The following is a 23,099-nucleotide window of genomic DNA, read 5'->3' as shown; positions in this document are numbered from 1 at the left end:
AGGCCATCATGCTAGCTCACGAAATTATGGTTCATCAAGTTCATAAAGTTAAAGAAAACGACACAGTCCGATTTGTAATTGAAAAATTCATCGACCATCGAATTAGCGGTCTTCCCGTAGTGAACGACAGAAATGAAATTGTTGGCTTTATCAGCGATGGCGATATTATGCGATATATAGGGAAGCATGAGGATCGGGTTGTGGATAATTTTTACTACGCATTTGTCATTAAAGGGGATCAGGAAGAATTTGAAGAAAGAGAGCAGCGCCTCCTCCAATTGAATGTTCTCGAGATTGCGAAACGAAAAGTATTTCGGGTTCCTTGGAATGAACCTATTGAAAACATTGCGGCTATTTTAGGGAAAAAACAGATAAAAAAAGTACCAGTGGAGCGTAATGGTGTATTAGTAGGAATTATTAGCCGAGGGGATGTCATCAGAAATAGCTTCAAAAATTTATTATAAAAAATAAAAAAAAGGGGAAATGAGAATGGCAGCATCATCACAATCTATCACATCATCAGCAAATGAATTGACAGCAGCAAAATCAAGTATTCTAAATCAGCCCAGATCTGTTTGGGCCGTTTTTTTTGCTTGTATTATTGCCTTTATGGGATTAGGGCTGGTTGACCCGATTTTACCGGCAATTGCCAAACAATTGCATGCCTCCCAAAGCCAAGTAACCTTGCTTTTTACGAGCTATAATGCGGTCATGGCTGTAGCTATGCTAATTACGGGGATGATATCATCAAGACTTGGGATTAAATGGACGTTAATCACAGGTATTATCATCATCGCTGTATTTTCGGCTTTAGGCGGATTATCAAATGGGATTTGGGCGCTTGTCGGTCTCCGCGGGGGCTGGGGGCTCGGTAACGCTCTGTTCGTGGCTACTGCTTTAGCAGCGATTGTTTCACTTTCAACCGGCGGAACCGCCAAAGCAATTATTCTGTATGAAGCGGCAATTGGCCTTGGAATCTCTGTTGGCCCGCTACTTGGCGGATGGTTAGGCGCCATGTCATGGAGAGGACCATTTTTAGGGGTCGCAGCATTAATGGTTGTTGCCTTTTTCGGATTATTACTGTTAATGCCAAAAACGGAAAATCAAAATAAAAATCAGGTTAAAACATCCTTGCTGGATCCTTTTCGAGCTTTAAAACATCGTTCTTTATTAGTATTTGGAATTGCTGCGGCACTTTATAACTTCGGCTTCTTTACCCTGCTTGCCTATGCACCATTTGTCATGGGATTAGATGAACATGGTTTGGGCTTTGTCTTCCTTGGATGGGGGATTCTATTAGCCTTTACCTCTGTCTTCATGGCACCGAAACTTCAAGAACGATTTGGTACAATTAAATCGATGTGCGCGATGCTGATTTTATTTGCTTTAGTCCTGTTGGCCATGGGTATTTGGACTCAGACTCAATGGGTCATTATTGTTTCCGTTATCGCGGCGGGAGCATTATTGGGAAATAACAATACATTAATTACCACCGCTGTTATGAACTCAGCACCTGTTGAGCGTTCAACCGCTTCTGCCGCCTACAGCTTCTTGCGGTTCATTGGCGGTGCAATTGCTCCATATTTCGCCGGCAGGCTGGCAGAAATCTATAATCCTTCTGTTCCATTCATTACTGGAGCTGGATTTGTACTTCTAGCCGTTATATTTATTTGGTTCAATACCCGACATATCCAGCATGTCGATGAAGCTGGTGCCGGACATTAATAGATCAGGGGCTATGTCGAAAAGACAAAGCCCCTTTTTTGTTTATGCTTTCATGCTAATGAATCCCTTTCTTTTTAAAACGGCCGCCGCGTACTTCCGAAATATCAGCTATCGCTAAAAAGGCAGATGGATCAATTTCTTCAACAATTGTCGTCAGTTTTGATTCTTCCAAGCGGGTAATAATACTGAAAATAACCTTTTTGTTATCCCCAGTGTAGGCACCTTCTCCTTGCAGGTACGTCACTCCCCTTCCCAGCCGGGCATTAACTGCTTCCCCTATTTCTTCGGCAACATCACTAATGATCCAAACAGATTTAGAGCCTTCTAATCCAGCAACTACCCCATCAATGGCCTTTGAGGCAATAACGTAGGCAAGAAGTGAATACATCGCCCTGTCCCAGCTGAAGACGAATCCGGCAGCACCTAAAATAAAGATGTTCATAATCACAATGATTTGGCCGACTGAAAATGGCACCTTATTGTTAATTACAATCGCCAAAATTTCCGTCCCATCCAAGGCCCCGCCATTACGGATCACCATACCTACCCCAATGCCTAGAATCATGCCGCCAAACACTGTGGCAAGAAGGATATCATCTGTAAATGGTGGAATTGGATGAAAAACAGCTGTAAAAATCGATAAAATAATAATTCCGTAAACAGTAGAAAAAGCGAAAGTTTTGCCCATTTGTTTGTAGCCTAAATAAACAAATGGCATATTTAAGAGGAAGAGGAAGATCCCTAATTTCCAGCCTGAAATATAAGAGATCATGATCGAAATACCAGTAATCCCGCCATCAACAACGTTATTGGGGACTAAGAAAATTTCTAACCCCGTCGCCATTAAAATAGCACCGATTGTGATGCCAATGATACGGAGTATAATCTTTGTTCGCGGCAGCTTACGATGTTGAATGGTTGCAATTAATTGATCGGTTTGTTCTGTCACAAGATCACCCTTTATGTTTTTTCTCTGCAGAAACTTAGTTTGTAAATTTCATCATTTATTATTTGTCCATAATGACATTATAACATTTTTTTAAATAAACATGAACTACAGTTCATGTTTCACCACGAAAAACAGCGAACAGCATGAACTGTTCGCTAGTTTTAAAAAGACCTTTCCTACTCGGTAAATCCATTCATAAAATCATCCGGATCCGGGCCGACCCGCTCATCTTTATTTAAACCATCAATGGTTTGCATTTCTTCGGCTGTCAATTCAAAATCAAAAATGTTGGCATTTTCGATGATTCTCTGCTCTTTAATTGATTTTGGAATTGTCACAACTTTGGATTGTAAATCCCAACGCAAAACAATTTGGGCAGCTGATTTTCCATATTTTTCAGCAAGCTGATTAATAACTGGATCTAATAGAATTTGACCTTGCTTCAGCGGTGACCATGCCTCAAGCTGGATCCCTTCTTTTTGACAGAATGCAAGCAGTTCTTTTTGAGTCAAATGCGGATGATATTCCACTTGATTAACCATTGGCTTAATTTCGCAATCCTTGATCAGTTCTTCCAAATGGTGAACCTTGAAGTTACTTACACCAATTGCACGGACACGGCCATCCTTATAAAGCTTTTCAAGAGCCTTCCATGTCTCATTAAATTTATTTTTCCCTGGCCAGTGAATTAGGTATAAGTCTAAATAGTCTAAACCAAGTTTCTTTAAGCTAGTTTCAAAAGCATCGAGGGTTGATTCATAGCCTTGGTCAGAATTCCACACCTTTGAAGTGATGAACAATTCTTCTCTTGGGACTCCTGATTCCAGAATCCCTTTTCCTACACCTTCTTCATTTTTATATACGGCAGCAGTATCGATGCTGCGATAGCCGTTTTTAATCGCGGCTTTTACGGATTCAATTACTTCAGAACCCTCCTGGACTTTAAAAACCCCAAGCCCAAACCAAGGCATTTTTACACCGTTATGTAATGTGGTTGTATCGGTTAAACTTTTAGACATCTTTATAACCCCTTTCTTTTTCCGCCTATATTAATAGTACAGCAAAATTTTTCAACTATCCAATAAATAACATTCAAAAAAGTACAATTAGCACCCTATTAAATGAGTGCTTTTGTTTATATTGTGTAACTCAAATTCTCTGAATTCCTTATTATCTAAAAGTGGAAATCTTACTAATCTATCACTTGGAGTGGAATATTCAAAAACTATTCGGGGTAAACTATTCCTTACACAAATGCTTTTTAAAAAGGAGTGTAACTAATGGATGAAGAGCTGTCTTATGGGAGTGACTATAAATTTATACCTGCTACCTCGATCAGTAGCGGTGTAGGGATAACCGTTGCACCAGATGTATATTGCCATACAATACAAATTGTCAATATCTGTTTAATAGGAGAACCAGACTCGGATGAGTTTGTCTTAATTGATGCTGGAATGCCTGGTTCAGCTGATGATATTATTACTTTGACGGAAGAAAGATATGGACCTGGGAGCCGTCCGAAGGCAATCATTCTAACACATGGACATTTTGATCATATAGGAGCGATTATTGAGTTAATTAAACATTGGCAGGTTCCTGTCTATGCTCATGAACTGGAGATGCCGTTTCTGACAGGAAAAACAAGGTATCCGGAGCCCGATTCAACAGTCGAGGGTGGTATGGTAGCGAAAATGTCGCCGATGTTCCCTAATGAGCCAATTAATTTGGGAACATCCGTTCAACCGCTCCCTTCAGATGGGAGCTGCCCAGAGCTGCCGGGTTTCCGCTGGATTCATACGCCAGGGCATTCTCCAGGACATGTTTCCTTCTTTAGAGAGGAAGATCGAATGTTAATTGCCGGAGATGCATTTATTACGGTCAGACAAGATTCTTTATATAAAGTGTTAACGCAGCAGGAGGAAATTAACGGGCCGCCAAGATACCTTACAACCGATTGGCAGGCTGCGTGGGAATCAGTAAAAAAACTCCAGAACCTACAACCCTCCTCCGCCGTAACAGGACATGGAGCCCCAATATCCGGTGAGCCACTGACCTCTGGATTAAAAAACCTGGTAGACAATTTTGACAAACTAGCTATACCGGACTATGGAAAATATATTTGATTATTTGATAAAAATAGAACGGTGTCAGGCACCATGTGAATTTTTCACATGGTGCCTGACACCTATTTACGTTTTATTACACCATCACCTTGCAGATGTTGTTGGTGAATTCGACTGGGTCTTCGATTGGGAGACCTTCGATTAGCAGTGCTTGATTGTATAGGAGGCTGGTGTATAGTGCCAGCTTTTCTTTGTCGTTTGCGAATGCTTCTTTTAGTGATTGGAATACTTCGTGGTTTACGTTTATTTCCAATACTTTGTCTGCCTTTACGTTCTGGTTATTTGGCATTGCATTCAGGACTTTTTCCATTTCAATAGAGACTTCCCCGTCAGCGGTTAAACATACTGGATGGGATTTCAATCGTTTGGAAACTCGGATAGCCTTTACTTTGTCACCAAGGGCCTCCTTCATTGCTTCAAACAAATCTTTATTCTCTGCTTCTTCGGCGGCAGTTTCCTTGCCGCTTTCATCAGCCTCAATGCCTAGGTCTCCACTTGATACTGACTTAAATTCTTTTTCTTTATAGCTCATAATCATTTTAATCGCAAATTCGTCAATATCATCGGTGAAATAAAGAATCTCGTAACCTTTATCCGCCACTAACTCAGTTTGCGGAAGCTTTTCAATTCTTTCATTTGTGTCTCCGACAGCATAGTAAATATACTTTTGCTCCTCCGGCATTCTTGACACGTATTCATCTAATGTTACCAGCTTCTTCTCTTTAGAAGAATAGAACATTAACAGATCCTGTAACTCTTCTTTATGTGTTCCGAAGTCACTATACACCCCGAACTTTAATTGTCTGCCAAAAGAGTTATAGAATTCCACATACTGATCACGTTCGTTTTTTAACAGGCTTTGCAGGTCGCTCTTAATTTTCTTATTTATATTTTTAGCAATCAGCTTTAACTGGCGGTCATGCTGCAGCATTTCCCTCGAAATATTTAAGGATAAATCTTCAGAATCGACCATCCCTTTCACAAAGCTGAAGTAGTCAGGAAGCAGGTCGGCGCATTTATTCATGATTAATACACCGCTGGAATAAAGCTCGAGCCCCTTCTCATACTCCTTCGAATAATAGTCAAATGGGATCTTTTCCGGAATATAAAGAATCGCATTATATCTTACCGCACCATCCACACTGATATGAATAGATTTAAGCGGCTTGTCAAAACCGTACCGCTTTTCCGCGTAAAAGTTATCATAATCTTCCTGGGTCAGTTCTTGTTTGTTTTTGCGCCAGATTGGCACCATGCTGTTGATGACTTGTTCTTCGAGTACATCCTCGTATTCATTCTCGCTGCCTTCTTTTAGCTTTCTGGAAGTGACATCCATTTTAATTGGATAGCGAATGAAGTCAGAATACTTTTTGATAATCGACTTTAAACGGTACTCCTCAAGGAATTCATCATAATTTTCATCTTCAGTATTTTCTTTGATTGTTAAAATAATTTCTGTTCCGACGGAATCCTTTTCGCATGGTGCAATTGTATAGCCATCAGCACCCTCTGACTCCCATTTATAGGCTTCGTTACTGCCCAATGCTTTACTGATGACCGTAACTGTATCCGCCACCATAAAGGCAGAATAGAAGCCCACACCAAATTGACCAATGATATCATACCCGTCTTTCAGTTCATTTTCGGACTTAAATGCTAAAGAACCGCTCTTGGCAATCGTGCCAAGATTATTTTCCATCTCTTCTTTAGTCATCCCAATCCCGGTATCGATAATCTTTAGTGTTCTGTTTTCTTTATCAGCGGCCACTTTTATGTAATAACTGTCTTTATCAAAAGTTAATGCTTCATCTGTTAATGCCTTATAGTAAATTTTATCAATCGCATCACTGGCATTTGAAATCAATTCTCGTAAAAAGATCTCGTGATGTGTGTAAATAGAATGAATCATCATGTCCAAAATTCTTTTAGATTCTGCCTTAAATTGCTTTGTTTCCACCATGATCCTATCTCTCCTTCCATTTTGACAATGTTATTATAATCGTATAAATGCCTGTTAAGCAAACAATTAGCACTCTCAAGACAAGAGTGCTAACAATTATTTATTATCATAAAATCCAGTCCGAGTCAATACATGGAGTTAAAATCTTTCTAAGATTTCACTCTCACGCAGCCATTTCGTTGCGACCCATTTTTCTCCGTCAACAACCGGAATACTGCTGTGCAGCGACAACCGGTCAACTTGTCCTTGACTGTTCCCGTAGTGGAAGAACACCGCTGATCCCTTCTTCGGAGTGACAGATACCCCAACCTTTGGAAATATTGTTTCTCCGCCCTCCGGAACGTCGTTTAAATACATTAAAACCGTCGCAATACGCTGTCCACCGGTGCTCGCTTGAATTTTGTTTTCAGGAAAATAATCAAAATGTGGTTTATATTCCTCGCCTACTTTATAATGTAACACTTGCAGCCCTTCCCCATTTTCGATTGGGAAATTGGTTAATTGCATGATTCTTCCTTCAATCGTACCAATTAATGGCGCCTCACTTAGTTGATAATAGGTTCCGGAGCTTGTCCTGCCAGCTGCTGCCTTAATTTCGCCAGTAACAGAATCAACCACCTTGGATGGCTTTAACCGTTTTCTAGACATTTCTATTAAAATATCACATTCCTCATGACTTAATACATTATCCAAATAAAGAATGAACGGTTTTTCAATCCTCATCAGCACTTTTATTTCACGGTCCGAAGTGGATATTACGCTGCCTGTTTTGGCTATTTCCGGCACCTCATACCTAAAGGGGCGCTGCTCTCTTACCACGGTTTCAACAGGCTTATTATTCACTAGATTAAGCAATGTTTTATAAGCAAACACCGGATCAAAGCCTTTTTTAATCATCGCGCTGGCAATTGCTTCGGGATTAACACCCGTTTTGAGGGTATTTAAGATCCAGTCTTTTAATTCATTTGAGATATGGGCAATCTTTTCCATTATAATCCCCTCTTCATTCATCCGTTTGACAATATTTTATCATAATTTGGCAGGATCATAGCTATGGATGATTATTCCGTTTTGCTAAATTGAAAAAAAAAAGCGAACAGTTATCTTCCTGTCCGTCAATAATTATAATGGGAATGTTATCTTAATTATTGTTCCAGTATGGTCACTGGAAATTTGGAAACGGCCATGATGGTTTTCAATGATTTGCTTACTAATCATCAGTCCTAACCCGGTACCGCCTTCTTTTGTTGAAAAAAACGGCTGGCCGATTCGTTGTAAATCATCCTCTGGGATACCGCAGCCTTGGTCAATAAAACAAATTTGTATCGAATTCGCTTCTAGTCTTTCCACGTTAATCGTTATTTCACCGCCATTTGGCATTGCTTCAATAGAGTTTTTGAGAAAATTAATAAATACTTGCTTTAATTGATTTTCATCGCAGCAGATTTCAGGTATATCGGATAAGTATTGAATGTATACTTTGATATTATTTAAATTTGCTTGTGTATCGATTAGCGCCTTAACATGCTCTAAAATCGTAATCAAGCATGTTTTTTCAAACTTCAATTCCTGCGGTTTTGCGAGGACCAATAATTCGCTTAAAATAAGTTCAATTCGATTCATTTCCGCATTTATAATCTCAAGATAGGAACGATTATTTTGATCATTATTCTCCATCAATTGTAGAAAGCCTTTGATCGCTGTTAACGGATTGCGGATTTCATGAGCAATTCCCGCCGCAAGCTGCCCTGCTGCCGTTAATTTTTCGGATTCCAATAGCAGTTGTTGTGTTCTCTTCTTTTCCGTTATATCCCTGACAATTATATGCCTGGCTGGATTATTCTGAAAGATAGTGGGGATCGATTTGACTTCCACTTCGATTATTTTCCCATCAATCCGAATAATCTTTTCTTCGATAAAATCAACCGGATGACCGTTTTCAACTTCCCGGATTCGCTTAATTGCAATCTCCAAATAAGAAGGATGCAGAAAACCCATCACATCCATTCCGATTAATTCATCCTTGCTTACCGCACCAAATAAACATACAGCAGTATCATTCGCAAATAGAATCTTGTTCTCCTTTACAATAATTACCGCATCAGGAGAATGTTCGACAATCTCTCTGTATGTTTCCTCACGATGGCGTATTTCTTCAATAAATAGTTTTCGTTTTTGTTTGATTTCCGTGATGTTTTTAGCCACGCCATAGACACCAGCGATCTCATCATTAATCAGGATTGGATAATTCGTAATGTTTACATCAAGGATTTCCCCATCTTTTCGGGTGATTTGACAATCAAAATTCTGCAGTTTCCCTTCTAAGGATTTATAAAAGATTGATAATGCTCGCTCCAAATGTTCCAGAGAAACTACTTTCATATATGTCATTTGTACAAATTCCTTGGTCTCATATCCAAATAACTCCCTGCACGCCGGATTTAATGGGATTAAAAAGCCATCCAAATCCATGACAAAAATCGCGTCCGAATCGCAAGCAAAAAGTGGATTGTATTTTGCCAGGCTTTCGTTTATATAATTTTCCAGTAATATCCGTTTTTCTCTCTTAATATTTGATATAGAACTATTCATCTATCTCTACAAGTTCCTTTCTTTATACTTTTAAAAAAAGCCAAATTAGAGATAGACATATTCTATTTCTAATTTGACTCATGCCTAGGTTAAAAATTGTCTAGCCAATCCCACCAGGTTATTACCAGATTCTTCTATTCGTAAATATCAAATTTTTCATTAACGTATTATTTCTTTTATCCTAATATAATTTTACTGTTAATTGATTTAATTTTCAATAAAATTTTTCTTTTATTTTCCAAATTTATCTTATCAACCAGATTTTACCCTATTATGGCTAATATTCTTACTACGTGAGTCTTTCCCACATATTTTTTCATTCCGCCACATAATATGGACAAGAAGGCACGTCCTTGGGAGGAAGAGCAAGTGAACATCAAAATTCTAAAATATTCAATAGGGTTTCATTTTCCATAATATGCAAAGACTTTTGGCCACCTACACCTGTTTATTATTTGGCGCAGTGCTCCAAGGCATATCCATGTCTCTATTTCTATTTCCACATTCCATTCCTTCCGGAGGTGCTGCAGGTCTTGCCATATTGCTGAATCATTGGTTTGGTTTATCACTCGGATTTTCCTTGTGGCTGGCTAATATTATGTTTCTGCTTTTTGCCTTAAAATATTTCGGCTATACATGGACATTCAGGACCATTCTTTCGGTCGCGACAACCTCCACAACTGTAACCTTTATAACTGCACATGTTCCACATTTACATGTCCATTTATTGGTGGATATTGCAGCCGGGGCACTGTTCTTCGGAATTGGTGTTGGTTTATTGATCCGTGCCGGGGCCTCCAGCGGAGGTATGGTCATTCCGGCATTAATGATTGCTTCCTATAAACGGTGGAGCCCCGGTAAAGTAATGATGGGTATTAATTTGTTCATTTTTTTATTTACTGCATTGGTCATCGATAAAAGAATTGTTATATATGCGATTATTTGCCAATTTTTCTCTACTAATATTATTGACTTTATCTATCAGTTAAAATTCCAAAGGCTGTTAATATTATCCGCAAATTGGAGAAGAAGATAATCATATAAGAAGGAAGATCCTAATCATAAGATCTTCCTTTTTTCCTCTAAATATAGGGTAATACACTCATTGTTTGCGACAGTTATTTTATTCATCCTATTTATATGCCCATCATGTGAATAGGAAATGAGTCCCCGAATCCATGAGCCATGCCCAAACACCAAAAGATTGGAAAATGGTTGGTACTTCTTAATAAACGACTTAATCCTTTTTTCAAAATGGTTGATTCTCTCTCCCAAAACTAAAGATAATGGGTTTTCCTGCCACTCATATCCCTGCTCTTTCATAAGAATTTCTTTGGACTTGCCTTCATATACCCCAAAATCCAATTCATCAAGCAGTCTTTCCGTTTCAGGATAAAACCCATATTGGCGAGCAGTTTGCTGAGTCCGCATTAAGGAACTTGCGAGCACCAATTCGAATGGTGCCAGCTGATGAAGCACTTGCCGATTTTTATCAATCTCAAGCTGAAATTCAGGTGTAACTTCTAAAATGGGAATATCCCTTTTTCCCTGCAGCCATTGTTTCTTATTCCATTCAGTGGGAAGATGCCTGATTAGGGTAATTTGCATTCAAGATCCTCCATATAGAATGTTTCACTTCTAAGGCCACAGCGCTGGGTTTCTAATACAAGTACATCCTGAAGCTTGACATTACCTAAATTTACATTAGGACCAATTTCTTTAATAAAGTACATTTGATGCTTTGGTGAAGGCGCCTCGAAAATAATTTTATTATGATCGATTTCTTTTAACAGTTCATGAATTAATTCAGATTTAACTGTACCACCCTTCTCATAAATTCCCGAAGTGCCTGAATCTCGTCCCTCGGTAATGACGTACTCGCACCCTGCTTCTAATAATTGGTTGATTTCCTCCTTCCATTCTTCAACGGGCATAATCTTATCAGAATCCTTTGACCCCACCTCAGAAATTACTTTAAACTCCTCTTTAAAATGGGAAATGATATGGAGGCGTTCACGCAATGGAATATCAATTGTCCCATTTGAAATTTCAACCCATTCAACTCCTAAATCATGTAAATAGCCTTTATACTCAGGTAATTTATTCTGGTAAAAACACTTTTCAAACAAGGTACCGCCGCAATACGGCTTAATACCAAATTCTTTATAAAGTTCGATTTTCTTTTTAATATTTGGAGTTACATATGCTGAACCGATGCCGATCTTTGCTAAATCAATCAAATGACTATAATCAGCTAAATTATTCATTAATTCACCCATCGGTGTACCTAAATCGATAATTGAAGTTAGTCCGTAGGTTCTTTTTCCTGAAGTCCTTTTTGGTAAGGTTAAAAAATCCATAGGGAACCCTTCGCCTCCTCCTTTTTTCTAGGATAGGATATTCAATTACTGGGTGAATGTGTAAGTACTAGGCATTTTCCTTATAAATTAGGCTGATGACTTGAATAAACTTAAACTTTCTTCCAAAAACTATAACCGCTTGACTTTATAGTTAGGGGTGTACAATCATTGCCAAAGCAAAAAAGTAAAGGCTTGACGGTTTTAGCCATTAGTTCCATCCCGCTCATTTTAGTTTTGGGTAACTCAATGTTGATCCCTATTCTTCCTGAAATGAAAGCCGAACTTGATATCTCACAATTTCAAGTCAGCCTGGTGATTTCTGTTTTCTCCATTGCTGCGGCAGTCTCCATCCCAGTGCTGGGATATTTATCGGATCGTTTTTCACGTAAGGCCGTCATTATTCCTGCACTGATTTTATATGGCAGCGGCGGTTTTCTTGCTGGTGCTGCGGCGGCATGGTTTGGGAAATCGTATATGTTAATTCTCGCAGGAAGAATCATGCAAGGAATGGGTGCTGCGGGTACAGCACCCATCGCAATGGCCTTAACAGGGGATTTATTTAAAGGCGGGGAGCAAAGTAAAATATTAGGATTAGTAGAGGCATCAAATGGGTTTGGAAAAGTGATCAGTCCGATTCTTGGTTCGCTGTTAGCTCTCTTGTTTTGGTATGCGGCATTTTTTGCCTTCCCAATTTTTTGCCTAATATCCATTCTGCTCACCATATTTTTCATTAAAGAAAAGAAAGCCGAAAAGGAACCGCCGCCAGTCGGGGAGTATATAAAAGGGCTGATATCTGTATTTAAAACAGAAGGGCGCTGGCTGTTTGCCGCCTACTTAACAGGCGCCACTTGTCTATTTACGTTATTCGGCATTTTATTTTATATTTCCGATATTCTTGAGAAAGATCACCAAATTGACGGTTTGTTAAAAGGTGCCATATTGGCCATTCCGTTACTATTTATGACCACCACTTCCTACTTTACAGGAAGTAAAATCGGTAAAAAAATGAAGCTGATGAAGGGGTTAATTATTTTTGGCTTGTTATTAATGACAGCTTCCTTTGCCAGCTTGATCTTCTTTCAAAAACTAATTCCATTCTTTGCTGTCCTTGTCATCAGCAGTATTGGAACAGGGCTTGTTCTTCCTTGCATTAATAGCTTTATTACAGGATCGGTACCAACTGACCGCAGGGGTTTCGTTACCTCTTTATACGGTTCGGTACGATTCCTAGGGGTCGCAATCGGACCTCCGATATTTAGTAAATTAATGGATTGGTCTCGTTCTGGTATGTTTTTAACGACCGCAGGCTTAACATTGTTATGTGGATTGCTCTGTCTAGTGCTGATTAAAGTAGCGAAAAAGAAGCAGGAAAAAGAAAATGATACATTGTTTGAGAAACTGCAGTTTTCTTAAAGGGGTCCCTAAGGTGCCTTCGCACGATCATGATAAAGGAGTAGATCAGCTTGCCAATATTTTTTTCTCCTGAAGTAATCACACCGGAATATCAAGTATTAAATGTCATTGATGCAAAAAACAAAGGTGTTGGCAATGTTGCCTTTTTATTTGCCGAAAAAAAGCTATATGTTTATGGAATTTTAGAGGAAGAAGAAGTTGGGGCCGATTTCCGGGATCTAGTGACTCCTTATATAAAAGGATTAGCGAAAGCCAAACCTGGTCTTGATATATTGGCCTGTTTGTATGTCGGCTGCAAAAAAATAAAGTTAAATGATGAAGAAGAAGATTCTTAAAAAGCGTTTCGTATGGCTCCCCTTTCAAGGATTAGCGGGAGTCATTTTTTTGAGAGAAAAATGAAGTTAAAAACTTGTCCTTCTATCGATGATACAAACATATACTGTTGGTGAACAGTAGTATTAGGAGGGGCACATGTTTATAATTATTGAAGCAGCAGTATTGGGCATGGCATTATTGAGGGTTCTTTCAGGCAGTATCGAAATCTTTGCGGCAATCCTAATGATCAAATTTAATTCAGTAGCAAAGGCTCTAGTGGTTAATAGTTCGCTTGCATTGGTCGGACCGATCATCTTAATTTTAACGACGACAATAGGGGTAATTGGAATGGCAGGAAATATCTCACTTGGCAAAATATTATGGATTTTCCTTGGAGTCAGCTGTATTTTAATTGGGGTTAAATCATAAAAAGACACGCCGTGGATAGGAGTGTCTTTTGCGTTTCTTCGCCAATTACTACTTCTTAATCATCATCACTATTATACCATTCCTCTTCCCATTCATCCTCTTCCCACTCACTGCACCATTTATAATTTCTCTTTTGAAATGTTAGGATATAATTTTTCAACATTGCCATTCGTACAAGTTTCTGTTCTTGTGTTAAAGCACCTGCATACGCATAGGTTTCAATCAATTCTAAATAATCCATATAAATACGATGGTAAATGGCATCGAGGCGTTTTTTCTGTGCTTCTGTATAGCGGATGTCGTGGGTGCAGTCTAAATCTAATTCCATTCTTTCCTTAAAGTTTCTCGGTTTACCAGACTTATCTTCAGGAACCTTCTTCTCCACTTTTTGGTTCTTGCTTAGTAGGTTATATTCTGCATAGGAATGAACGGAAAAACTAAAATAACCCATGAGAAAAAATAAAAGGATGACATATTTTTTTATCATTTCTTTCTCTCCTTTGTTTTCTTATATCTTTTGTTTGTGTAAAAAACTTATGCACTTAAAGAAAAATAACCCCCTAAGCTGGGATATATCTATCCACCTTAGGGGGTTTATATCATATCAAACCATTTATTTACCGTTAATCATCATAACGGTCATCGTCTCCATCATTGTCATCATCATCATGACCATCATGGTTCCCATCATCACGGGAACCTTCTTTCTCTACTTCCAGCACCTGCCCAGTCTTAGCATCAATTTCTACTTCGTAATTGGCATCCGAGCCTTTAATAATTACCTCGTAATACTCTCTGCCGTCGTCCATTTCCAACTTCACTTTAACAACTTCACCTTTTACCTTCTTCAAGGCAATCTCTTCAGCTTCTTTTTCCGAGATACGGTTATTTTCGGCTTCTACTGTTTGGCCTGAATTAGCATATGTAGTCTGAAAACTAAAGCCTAACGGAATCAATAAAGCTGCTAATAAAATCATTCTTTTCAACAATCTCACACTCCTTTACTTTTTTATATCATTTGTAATGGGGAAAAACTTATTCATATTACGAAAAAAATTTTAGATTTTAATAATTTTGTCCCTAAAAACTGACAAGCTGGGTAAATACCGTTACGATTCGGCGGCACCTCGCAAATAATACAGTATCAGTAATTTTTTCGGTTAGGAGAGAGGATGATGGAGACGGCAGGATTTTTCGGTTTTCTAAAATCGATTGTCCAAAAAATAAACAAATTTAAAGGATGGTTCGGTAAATCCCAAGTAATAAAAAAGACGAAAAAGGAGGATTTGTATATAAATTGGGGGCTTGGGATCGAAAGTCCATATTATCTCAGTACGAAATTTTCAATTGATCATCAATCCATCACCATCAACGGTTGCCAGACTACCCACAACCATTCATGGCCAATTAAATATTCGATTGTAAAAACAAATAAACTTGGGACTTCGATTCAATGTTTTGACAGCGTTCTTATTTTTGGAAATTATTCGGACAACGAATTTAATCATACCTTTACGATTCCTAACGGTACGGATTATCAATTGGAGGTTTTTAATTATTATAAATACCACTCAACTGGACAGGTAAAAATGATAAAAAAAGATAATTTAAAAGTCGGTTAGTCTTACTTTTAATTTTATGAAGGAAAAATAAAATCAGGGAGTGAAATACGTGTTTAGTTTAACAGGTGCAGAAATAAGTCATTTTCTATTAGCCATGGGCTGCTTACTTGCAACTGCTCATTTATTAGGATTTCTTGCTGAACGAATTTTCATACCGCGGGTAATTGGGGAAGTTGCAGCAGGATTAGTACTTGGTCCAACGCTTTTAGGTCACTTTTTTCCAGATGCATTTAAATGGTTGTTTCTAGGATTTCCAACAGAGGACAAATTATTTGGGCTCCTCTATCAATTCGGCTTACTTATGCTAATGTTTACATCAGGTCTGAAATTTCAGACTCGATTCAATAAGGATGATGTTAAATTAACATCCGCGCTGGTTATTGGAGCAACAATCCCAGCATTTATTGTAGGTTGGTTTGCAGCAGACCTTTTTAATCTTACTCCATATTTGGGTACGGCAAACAATCCTTTAGCAATGAAGATTGTTATTGCCATCTCGATCGCGATAACCTCTATACCGGTCATCTCGAAAATTTTTAATGACCTGGGGATTATGCATACTCGGTTTGCCAAAATCGTTATCGCTTGTGCGGGGATTCATGACATCCTCCTCTGGGTAGCATTAGGGTTTGCGACAGCTCTTGCCAGTCAGGGTGGCGTATTTACTGTCGGAACTGCATTTAAAAGTGTGGGAATATCCTTTGCCTTCATTTTCGGCACCTTTGTTATTGGATACATCCTATTCAAGCGATTGACCATTATTAAACAAAACCTATTATTTAGGTCTTCAAATTTAGGCTACTTCTTATTTATTATGTTTATACTTGCTTCCATCGCAGGCAACCTTCATGTTGAAACCATATTCGGTGCATTGCTAGCTGGAATTGTTGCTAAGGTAGCTTTACCGAAGCCGATGTCTGAACGTCTTGAACAAGGGGTATCAAATATTTCCTTCTCCTGGTTTATCCCAATATATTTTGCAACAGTTGGTTTGCAATTAGATCTAGTGAGACATTTTAGCCCGCTATTCTTCCTCGTCTACTTCTTATTAGCAACCTTGACGCAAACATTAGCTGTTTATTTAACATCACGTGCAATGAAACAAGATCGGTTCACTAGCTTTAATTTAGGGGTAGCCATCAATGACCGCGGCGGCCCTGGAATCGTTCTGTCCTCCGTTGCCTACACAACCGGTATCATTAATCAGGAGTTCTTTGCCATACTAGTTATGCTGGCGCTTGTTACTTCATGGATTCCTGGAACATGGCTTCGAATCGTTGTGAATAAAGGCTGGAGACTGATGCCGGGGGATGAGAATTTAGTTCCTCATAAAATAAATGAAGATGACAAAGTCAGGTCAATAAACCAGTCTGTTTAACTAAAGTAAGTGGGGGTGATAAGCCCCCACTACTTATGATTGTACCCTCATTTAATTATTACCACCAATTGGCTGATCTACAATATTTGGATCTAGAATATTGGTGCCGCTTGCTAGGGTACTTGAGGATACAAACCCACCTGTATTAAATCCCCCTGACCCGCCAAAGGTTTTAGCCACTAACTTCGGTGTTACAAAACCCGCATCTCCAACATTTAGAATTGCCTCCCCCGATACGGTAACAATTTCAATCGGTCCTATAATTACTGGCATTCGCTTTCACCCTTTTTTAAGACTTCACATGCTTTTTTAATTTTTCATTTAATCATTTTTACAATATGTTCCTATCATTAGGTTGGTGTCTAACTTAATTTACGGTTAATTTATTTTCAGATGCGACCGTAGCTGAAGAAAAAGGCGTTGTTTGGTCACATAGAGAGGTTCTACGTGACCCTAGCTAAAGAAAAAGGGTATGTCCGGTCACGTAGACAGGTTCTACGCGACCCTAGCCGAAGAAAAAGGGGTTGTCCGGTCACGTAGAGAGGTTCTACGTGACCCTAGCCGAAGAAAAAGGGGCTGTTCGGTCACGTAGAGAGGTTCTACGTGACCGTAACGGAAGAAAAAGAGGTTGTTCGGTCACGTAGAGAGGTTCTACGTGACCGTAGCCGAAGAAAAAGGCGTTGTTTGGTCACGTAGAGAGGTTCTACGTGACCGTAACGGAAGAAAAAGAGGTTGTTTGGTCACGTAGAGAAGTTCTAATATAGCTTTGACACACTGCTGTACTGGACAATCACTTTGTTAAAAATACAATTTTTTTGATAAATGATCCAAGTTGGTTAAATGCCTTTCCACCTGGTTATTATTTTACATACCATATTATTACGAATAGGAAAGGGGGTTATATGAATGTCTGATGGAGCAGGATACGGCGGCGGAGCAGGATTTGCTTTGATCGTTGTGTTGTTTATTCTATTAATCATTGTTGGTGCATCCTTTGTTGGCGGCTACGGTGGATATGGTGGCTACGGCGGCTGGTGGTATTAATCCAGATTTAATTCCCTTATGAGGGGAGGGAGTTATATATGTACGGCGGATTCGGCTATGGCTACGGCGGCGGCTTTTATGGCGGCGGTACGTTTGTTTTAATTGTAGTACTATTCATCCTGTTGATCATTGTAGGGGCAGCCTGTTGGTATTAATCAATGAAAAACCCTCTCTAGATTAGAGGACTTATCATTGGAGGAGCCTTTATTTAAAGGCTTCTCTTGTTTAATCTTGTACTGGAATCGTAATAGTAAAGGTTGTCCCCTTCCCTTTTTCACTTTCCACTTGAATCTTACCGTTTATTTTATTAATAGAACTATAAATCATCAACATACCCAGGCCCGTTCCTTCTGTTTTTGTAGAATAATAGGGTCTTCTCAATTGCAATACTTCCTCCGAAGTCATTCCCACGCCCGTATCTTTGATTTTAATGAGAATCTCATTCTTTTTTTCGAAAACATTTATGGAAAGAATGCCTCCGGTTTCTTTCATCGCCTCAATGGCATTTTTATATAAATTGATGAAACATTGCTTTATCTGATTTTTATCATAATAAATATTTAACGAATTTTGAAATTTACATTGAATGTGAACCTGATACATATTAGCAAAAGGTGTAATAATATTCTTCACATATTCAATTTCGTCTTTTAGATTGGAATAAATCATATTTTCGGATTGAGGTTTGGAGAAGGCCAAAAAATCACTTACAATCCCTTCAGCCCTTTTTAATTCTATTAATGAAAATTCAACGTATTTTTTTTCTTCCTCCGTTATGTTTTTAGATTTGTTTAACAACTGTAGAAACCCATTCGTTACTGTAAGAGGATTTCTTATTTCATGGGCAACACTTGCTGTTAAATCACTCATAACGTTCAATTTTTCCGACTGCATCAGGGAGTCTCGTGCTTTTTTATTCGCAATTATTTGTTCGATCAGAATCATGATGACTGCCATTACCAATGAATAAGTGATCAAAGATTGAACACTTAACATCCAAAATTCCTTATTTAATGTAGGTAAAACGAAAGCGAGACTGCCAAGATATAATAATATCGTAAAAAAAGAAACAACGACCGCAGAAATGATTCGCTTCTTAGCGTTTTGTTTGACAAACCACTTACTTAATAACGGAGCCAAAATTAAAATAACAGTAGAGAATATAAACGATTGAAAACTGCCCTCTCCGCCAATCAGAAACCTGAATACATTTAACACAATATAAAGTGGAAACGTATATTTATACCCCCAAAAAAGGGATGTGATTAGAAAAGGGATATAGCGTAAATCAACAATAAACCCAACCTTCAGCTTAATTGGGAAGACCATACAAAGAATCATCGTAATGGAGGCAAGGAGCATTATAATATATCGATTATATGTATGTTGTCTATTTTCAAAGAAAATAAGAAAAATTAAGACAGGAAAAAGTAAAAATAAGAAATTTATCAGTAAGGACTGGGTCAAGGTCAAACTCCTTTCACAGCGGGTAAACAATTAAAAACAAATATTAATTATCATATTTTAGATTTCTAGTTTACAACATAAATTGATATCCTTTCAATTCAAAATAATCCCTTCTTAGATTTGCCAAATGAAAAAGCACTAACTGACCGTTAGTACTTCTTTCAACATTTTTAAAATGAGCCTTTAATCATTCTGCCGTTGGGCTCGGTCCAAAACCACTCCAGCGGTACCCAAATACCTGTGTTAAGGCGTTTTGGAGGACGCCTGAAAGTCTTTCCCGTTTCGAGTATTTGATGCCGCACCCGACTGCTTCCACTTTAAATGTATATTTTTTTCCTTGCTTAAGACCTGTTACCGTATATTTTGTTTCAGTTGTGTCATTTCCACTTTTATTGGCGTGAATTCAACACCATTCGGTTTAATAGGCTGCCCGTTTACATATACACGATATCCAATCACATCCTGTCAATAGTAATAGAATTTTCTTTAATATTTTTGTATATTTTGATTTTTACCCCAAAAAAATTTAATGAAAGCATAAAAAAGATACCTTTTTCCTTCTTGTTTTTTAGAAAAAGGTATCTTTCCTTTAGAAATGTTCTATTTCTTTAACCAGTTTATTGCGGAGTTAACTACAACTGCAACCCCTAATGGAATAACACCTTCGTCGAGGACGACATTCGGATTATGAAGCGGATAATTCCGATCGCCAATTCCGTTAGCACCAGCCCACATAAACATGGTTGGTACAAGATTGCTGATATAGGAGAAATCTTCTGTGCCCGATAACGGATCCTCGTTAACCTCCAAATGATCCTCACCTACAACTTCTTTTACAAACGGAGCGATTTGTTCACATAACTCTTTATTATTAAAAAGAGAAGGAGTTGAGAGTGTTTCTAGTGTATACTTTCCGCGCATCATTTTAACAGTTGCTTCAATAATTTCCGGTATTCTCTTGAATAAATGCTCCCTTACCTCGGGATTAAATGTACGTAATGTGGCATCAAGGTGGGCAGTGTCAGGAATAATATTTGCAGCAGTTCCCCCTCCCATCTTACCGATGACCAGAACGGCCATTTCTCTTGGGTCAATTTCTTTCCCAACTAAACTATTTAACTGAGTATAGACCGCATTAATAATCATTAACGGATCGATGGCTTTTTGCGGTTCAGAGCTGTGACCGCCTTTTCCTTGGACTTCTAAGAAAAAGCCATCCAATGATGACGCCGCAATTCCAGGCTTATATCCGAATTTCCCGACATCCAATCCCGGATCCACATGCAAGGCAAGTGCAGCATCTACTTTAGGATTTTCTAATAACCCGTTAGCCACCATATCCTTCGCACCTGCTCCAATTTCCTCTGCCGGCTGGAACATGATTTTAACAGTTCCATTAATTTCCTTTTCTTTTCCCTTCAATAATTTGGCCGCGCCGAGCATGAAAGTTGTATGAATATCATGACCGCAGGCATGCATGTATTCATTTGTCGATTTAAACGATAAATCTGTATTTTCTTTAATTGGTAAGGCATCCATATCTCCTCTTAATAAAAGAGTCTTCCCTTTCCCATTGCCAATTGTGACAACCAGTCCCGCTTTGCCGACCTTTTGCGGCTCCAGCCCCATATTTTTCAATGCTCCTTCTACATAGGCAACCGTTTTCGGTAAATCAAAGCCTAGTTCAGGATTTTGATGAAGATATCTGCGATGTGCAATCAATTCTTCCTTTATTTCTTCTGCACGTGTTAAAACAGGATTCGTTGTGGTTGTTTGATTCATATCAATTTCCCCTTCTTTTGAATAAATTACACTTTTAAAAAAATTCTTACGCTGCTTCTTCAGACAGTTCCGGGTATGAAGATTTTGGTTTGGTTTTACTTGCTATGAAAAATAAGACAAATTCTACAACCGAAAGGATAATTAAAGCATTCAACAACATCCCATAGGAATGGTTAATATTATAAATGGCTCCAGATACAATTGGAGTTATTGCAGCCCCTAATGAAATAAAAATGGCTACGATCCCATATTTTGCTCCATATTCTTTCTCACCAAAAAGCGCTCCTGTCAAATAGGCCGGGACCACTGTTACGGCAGTGGAACCAATGCCTGAAAACACGGTATAAATAACAGCTGGGAGAAATACGTTCGCCTTCATTAAAAATAGAAAACTAATCAAACTGGAGCCCGAAATAATCAACAATGTTGTAATTAATCCCAACTTATCGAATAGTCGCCCAGCTAATAATTTTCCGATAATCACCATCGCGGAGCCTATCGATAACAGCAATGCCGCTGTTTTTGCCGATGTTCCTATTTCCGCTAAATATGGAGCAAGGTTGATCAGCATCGCGTTCACTACAATACCGCCAATTAATATGGCTATGCATAGAAACCAAAACGAGACAGACTTTATTGCTTGTCCAAGGGTCGTACCTGTCAATTCCTTTGTACTATTTACAGACATTGCTTCGCCAAGCGGTGTCAGGCCTTTATCAGCAGGAGTTAATCTAATCACAAATACTGTCAATGGAATTAAAACTACAGCGATTAAAATTCCTAAAACAAGATAAGCAGTTCTCCAACCATAAGCAGTAATCAGCCAGTTAGCGACGGGACTGAAAATAACACCGCCAAAACCACTCCCAGATAAAGCAATTCCTAAACATAAACCTCTTTTTTCATTAAACCAATTTGTAATCAAGACAGAAGCGGGAATCATCGCCCCCCCTGACAAACCGGCACCCATTAGAACGGCAAATAGATAGAAATGAATAAGTTTAGTTGAAAATGAAAAGCCCACAAAGGCAATGGCAGAAATCATAATGAAAAGAGTTAAATATGCTCTAATATCCATTATTTTGATTAATCTTCCTGCGATTGGACCGACAGCCATGGCAGATAAGGCCATGATTGTATAATAGACCATAAATTGCGAAGGACTAAATCCAAGTTCTTTTGTAACGGGGAGGATAAATAGTGAAACCAAGTTTGAAATCGGAGCATAGATCAAAGTCATAATTAAGAAGGTAGCGGTTACAATCCACCAACCATAAAAAATCTTTCCCTTTTTGTTCATATTATCTCATCCTTTTATAAGATACGCATTTTATCATGCTGTTTGTTCCCGAGTCTACGTTAGCAACCAAATGGTACTTCACTGTCACTAGTCATGGCTGTTCAGGATTAGATATAAAAATACGGTTGTTAAAAAATGTTTCTATATCACATTAGTTGCAAGCTTATTGTATCCTCTTCCCCCTATCGGTTATTTAAGAAATCGTTTACAATGAGAATGATCTAAATTTTCTCTTTATCCCTATTATGCAATAATTGTGCCAAAACTTTAAATAATTTTGTGACTTTATTTTAAAACCTTTCAAAACCTTTTAATATCTTAGTATATTAATTTCATTTATAGGAACGTTTCGCAAAGTTAAGCCATTTAAAATTTTAAAACCAATGTATTTTTGTAAAATATTTTTAACTAATGTAAAAAATTTTTTACGACAAAATGGAATAGTAACACCCATTTCTTCTGATAACAAAAAAGAAGCAGGGAACTAAGGCCATGCCTCCCCTGCTTCTTTCATATTGATGCCCCTGCCAAGGAATTTTATTTTATCATTTTTTCGTCTAAATCGCTATCTAGGAAAGAATACCATCCTATAAACTAACACTATTCTCTCTAATTGCTTTATAATCACAATTTGTTTATT

The 23,099-nt window shown here is 38.3% G+C and carries 23 protein-coding genes and 1 pseudogene; 11 read left to right on the top strand and 13 right to left on the bottom strand.

Translation table 11 applies throughout. The features are described from left to right. Nucleotides 1–8: 8 nt before the first annotated feature. Together A6749_RS22340 and A6749_RS22335 are read left to right on the top strand one after the other, a co-directional pair. Nucleotides 9–464 carry a CBS domain-containing protein gene (locus A6749_RS22340; RefSeq protein WP_066396920.1) on the top strand — a complete coding sequence of 152 codons (456 nt, stop codon included), beginning with the start codon at nt 9–11 and terminating at the stop codon, nt 462–464. Between the two features lie 25 nt (nt 465–489). Then, nucleotides 490–1,725, top strand: coding sequence for an MFS transporter (locus A6749_RS22335; RefSeq protein ID WP_066396912.1), 1,236 nt, complete (start codon nt 490–492; stop codon nt 1,723–1,725). Between the two features lie 55 nt (nt 1,726–1,780). Here A6749_RS22335 and A6749_RS22330 read toward each other — a convergent pair whose 3' ends face one another. Continuing rightward, nucleotides 1,781–2,674 (bottom strand): YitT family protein, encoded by an 894-nt coding sequence (locus A6749_RS22330; protein ID WP_066396910.1) that lies wholly within the window; start codon nt 2,672–2,674, stop codon nt 1,781–1,783. Between the two features lie 176 nt (nt 2,675–2,850). Continuing rightward, nucleotides 2,851–3,693 (bottom strand): aldo/keto reductase, encoded by an 843-nt coding sequence (locus A6749_RS22325; RefSeq protein WP_066396901.1) that lies wholly within the window; start codon nt 3,691–3,693, stop codon nt 2,851–2,853. Nucleotides 3,694–3,954: 261 nt separating this feature from the next. Between A6749_RS22325 and A6749_RS22320 the strand changes: the two genes are divergently transcribed. Further along, on the top strand, nt 3,955–4,797 hold the full coding sequence (locus tag A6749_RS22320) for an MBL fold metallo-hydrolase (protein ID WP_066396898.1): 843 nt from the start codon (nt 3,955–3,957) through the stop codon (nt 4,795–4,797). A gap of 76 nt (nt 4,798–4,873) precedes the next feature. Here A6749_RS22320 and htpG read toward each other — a convergent pair whose 3' ends face one another. The 3 genes from htpG to A6749_RS22305 all read right to left on the bottom strand — a co-directional run bounded on the left by htpG (nt 4,874) and on the right by A6749_RS22305 (nt 9,349). Then, complete coding sequence (gene htpG, locus A6749_RS22315) at nt 4,874–6,754, bottom strand: molecular chaperone HtpG (RefSeq protein ID WP_153043080.1); 1,881 nt, start codon at nt 6,752–6,754, stop codon at nt 4,874–4,876. A gap of 141 nt (nt 6,755–6,895) precedes the next feature. Further along, on the bottom strand, nt 6,896–7,747 hold the full coding sequence (locus tag A6749_RS22310) for a 2OG-Fe(II) oxygenase (RefSeq protein ID WP_066396879.1): 852 nt from the start codon (nt 7,745–7,747) through the stop codon (nt 6,896–6,898). 132 nt (nt 7,748–7,879) lie between these two features. Continuing rightward, entirely contained in the window at nt 7,880–9,349 is a 1,470-nt protein-coding gene (locus tag A6749_RS22305; protein WP_066396876.1) for a PAS domain-containing sensor histidine kinase, read from the bottom strand. A gap of 418 nt (nt 9,350–9,767) precedes the next feature. Between A6749_RS22305 and A6749_RS22300 the strand changes: the two genes are divergently transcribed. Beyond that, a complete protein-coding gene (locus A6749_RS22300; RefSeq protein WP_066396867.1) occupies nt 9,768–10,385 on the top strand; it encodes a YitT family protein in 618 nt (205 codons plus the stop codon). Between the two features lie 23 nt (nt 10,386–10,408). On the opposite strand, the gene A6749_RS22295 is transcribed toward A6749_RS22300, so the two are convergent. Beyond that, the gene (locus tag A6749_RS22295; RefSeq protein ID WP_066396864.1) at nt 10,409–10,957 is read right to left on the bottom strand and encodes a histidine phosphatase family protein; all 549 of its coding nucleotides are present in this window, start codon (nt 10,955–10,957) and stop codon (nt 10,409–10,411) included. Next, on the bottom strand, nt 10,942–11,709 hold the full coding sequence (locus A6749_RS22290; RefSeq protein WP_066396857.1) for a phosphosulfolactate synthase: 768 nt from the start codon (nt 11,707–11,709) through the stop codon (nt 10,942–10,944). Before A6749_RS22290 ends, A6749_RS22295 begins: the two co-directional genes overlap by 16 nt. A 168-nt stretch (nt 11,710–11,877) precedes the next feature. Between A6749_RS22290 and A6749_RS22285 the strand changes: the two genes are divergently transcribed. The 3 genes from A6749_RS22285 (at nt 11,878) to A6749_RS22275 (ending at nt 13,866) form a co-directional block, all read left to right on the top strand. Then, complete coding sequence (locus A6749_RS22285) at nt 11,878–13,122, top strand: MFS transporter (RefSeq protein WP_066396846.1); 1,245 nt, start codon at nt 11,878–11,880, stop codon at nt 13,120–13,122. 50 nt (nt 13,123–13,172) lie between these two features. Then, nucleotides 13,173–13,457: a hypothetical protein gene (locus tag A6749_RS22280; protein WP_066396828.1), complete on the top strand. Its 285-nt coding sequence runs from the start codon at nt 13,173–13,175 to the stop codon at nt 13,455–13,457. 136 nt (nt 13,458–13,593) lie between these two features. Then, complete coding sequence (locus tag A6749_RS22275) at nt 13,594–13,866, top strand: YqhV family protein (RefSeq protein ID WP_084797927.1); 273 nt, start codon at nt 13,594–13,596, stop codon at nt 13,864–13,866. A 55-nt stretch (nt 13,867–13,921) separates the two neighbouring features. Here the strand turns inward: A6749_RS22275 and A6749_RS22270 are convergent, their stop codons facing one another. Beyond that, nucleotides 13,922–14,353, bottom strand: coding sequence for a DUF2680 domain-containing protein (locus tag A6749_RS22270; RefSeq protein ID WP_066396825.1), 432 nt, complete (start codon nt 14,351–14,353; stop codon nt 13,922–13,924). A gap of 136 nt (nt 14,354–14,489) precedes the next feature. Beyond that, nucleotides 14,490–14,843 (bottom strand): PepSY domain-containing protein, encoded by a 354-nt coding sequence (locus A6749_RS22265; protein ID WP_153043079.1) that lies wholly within the window; start codon nt 14,841–14,843, stop codon nt 14,490–14,492. Between the two features lie 195 nt (nt 14,844–15,038). Between A6749_RS22265 and A6749_RS22260 the strand changes: the two genes are divergently transcribed. Together A6749_RS22260 and A6749_RS22255 are read left to right on the top strand one after the other, a co-directional pair. Beyond that, nucleotides 15,039–15,488, top strand: coding sequence for a hypothetical protein (locus A6749_RS22260; RefSeq protein ID WP_127486466.1), 450 nt, complete (start codon nt 15,039–15,041; stop codon nt 15,486–15,488). A gap of 49 nt (nt 15,489–15,537) precedes the next feature. Then, nucleotides 15,538–16,866: a cation:proton antiporter gene (locus A6749_RS22255; RefSeq protein WP_066396812.1), complete on the top strand. Its 1,329-nt coding sequence runs from the start codon at nt 15,538–15,540 to the stop codon at nt 16,864–16,866. 51 nt (nt 16,867–16,917) lie between these two features. Here A6749_RS22255 and A6749_RS22250 read toward each other — a convergent pair whose 3' ends face one another. Next, nucleotides 16,918–17,139, bottom strand: coding sequence for a spore germination protein (locus tag A6749_RS22250; protein WP_066396803.1), 222 nt, complete (start codon nt 17,137–17,139; stop codon nt 16,918–16,920). A gap of 633 nt (nt 17,140–17,772) precedes the next feature. On the opposite strand from A6749_RS22250, the pseudogene A6749_RS27840 reads away from it, so the two are divergent. Then, nucleotides 17,773–17,874 (top strand): annotated as a pseudogene (locus A6749_RS27840) (YjcZ family sporulation protein); the annotation flags it as partial. A gap of 74 nt (nt 17,875–17,948) precedes the next feature. After that, on the top strand, nt 17,949–18,065 hold the full coding sequence (locus A6749_RS22245; protein WP_066396788.1) for a YjcZ family sporulation protein: 117 nt from the start codon (nt 17,949–17,951) through the stop codon (nt 18,063–18,065). Between the two features lie 70 nt (nt 18,066–18,135). Here the strand turns inward: A6749_RS22245 and A6749_RS22240 are convergent, their stop codons facing one another. The 3 genes from A6749_RS22240 to A6749_RS22230 all read right to left on the bottom strand — a co-directional run bounded on the left by A6749_RS22240 (nt 18,136) and on the right by A6749_RS22230 (nt 22,459). Then, on the bottom strand, nt 18,136–19,377 hold the full coding sequence (locus tag A6749_RS22240) for an ATP-binding protein (protein ID WP_066396783.1): 1,242 nt from the start codon (nt 19,375–19,377) through the stop codon (nt 18,136–18,138). Nucleotides 19,378–19,977: 600 nt separating this feature from the next. Beyond that, on the bottom strand, nt 19,978–21,159 hold the full coding sequence (locus A6749_RS22235) for a M20 metallopeptidase family protein (RefSeq protein WP_066396781.1): 1,182 nt from the start codon (nt 21,157–21,159) through the stop codon (nt 19,978–19,980). A 46-nt stretch (nt 21,160–21,205) separates the two neighbouring features. Further along, complete coding sequence (locus A6749_RS22230; protein ID WP_066396779.1) at nt 21,206–22,459, bottom strand: MFS transporter; 1,254 nt, start codon at nt 22,457–22,459, stop codon at nt 21,206–21,208. Nucleotides 22,460–23,099: the final 640 nt, after the last annotated feature.

The organism is Neobacillus mesonae (assembly GCF_001636315.1).
GTDB classification, from domain to species: domain Bacteria; phylum Bacillota; class Bacilli; order Bacillales; family Cytobacillaceae; genus Neobacillus; species Neobacillus mesonae.
This window is presented reverse-complemented; position numbering and strand designations above follow the sequence as displayed.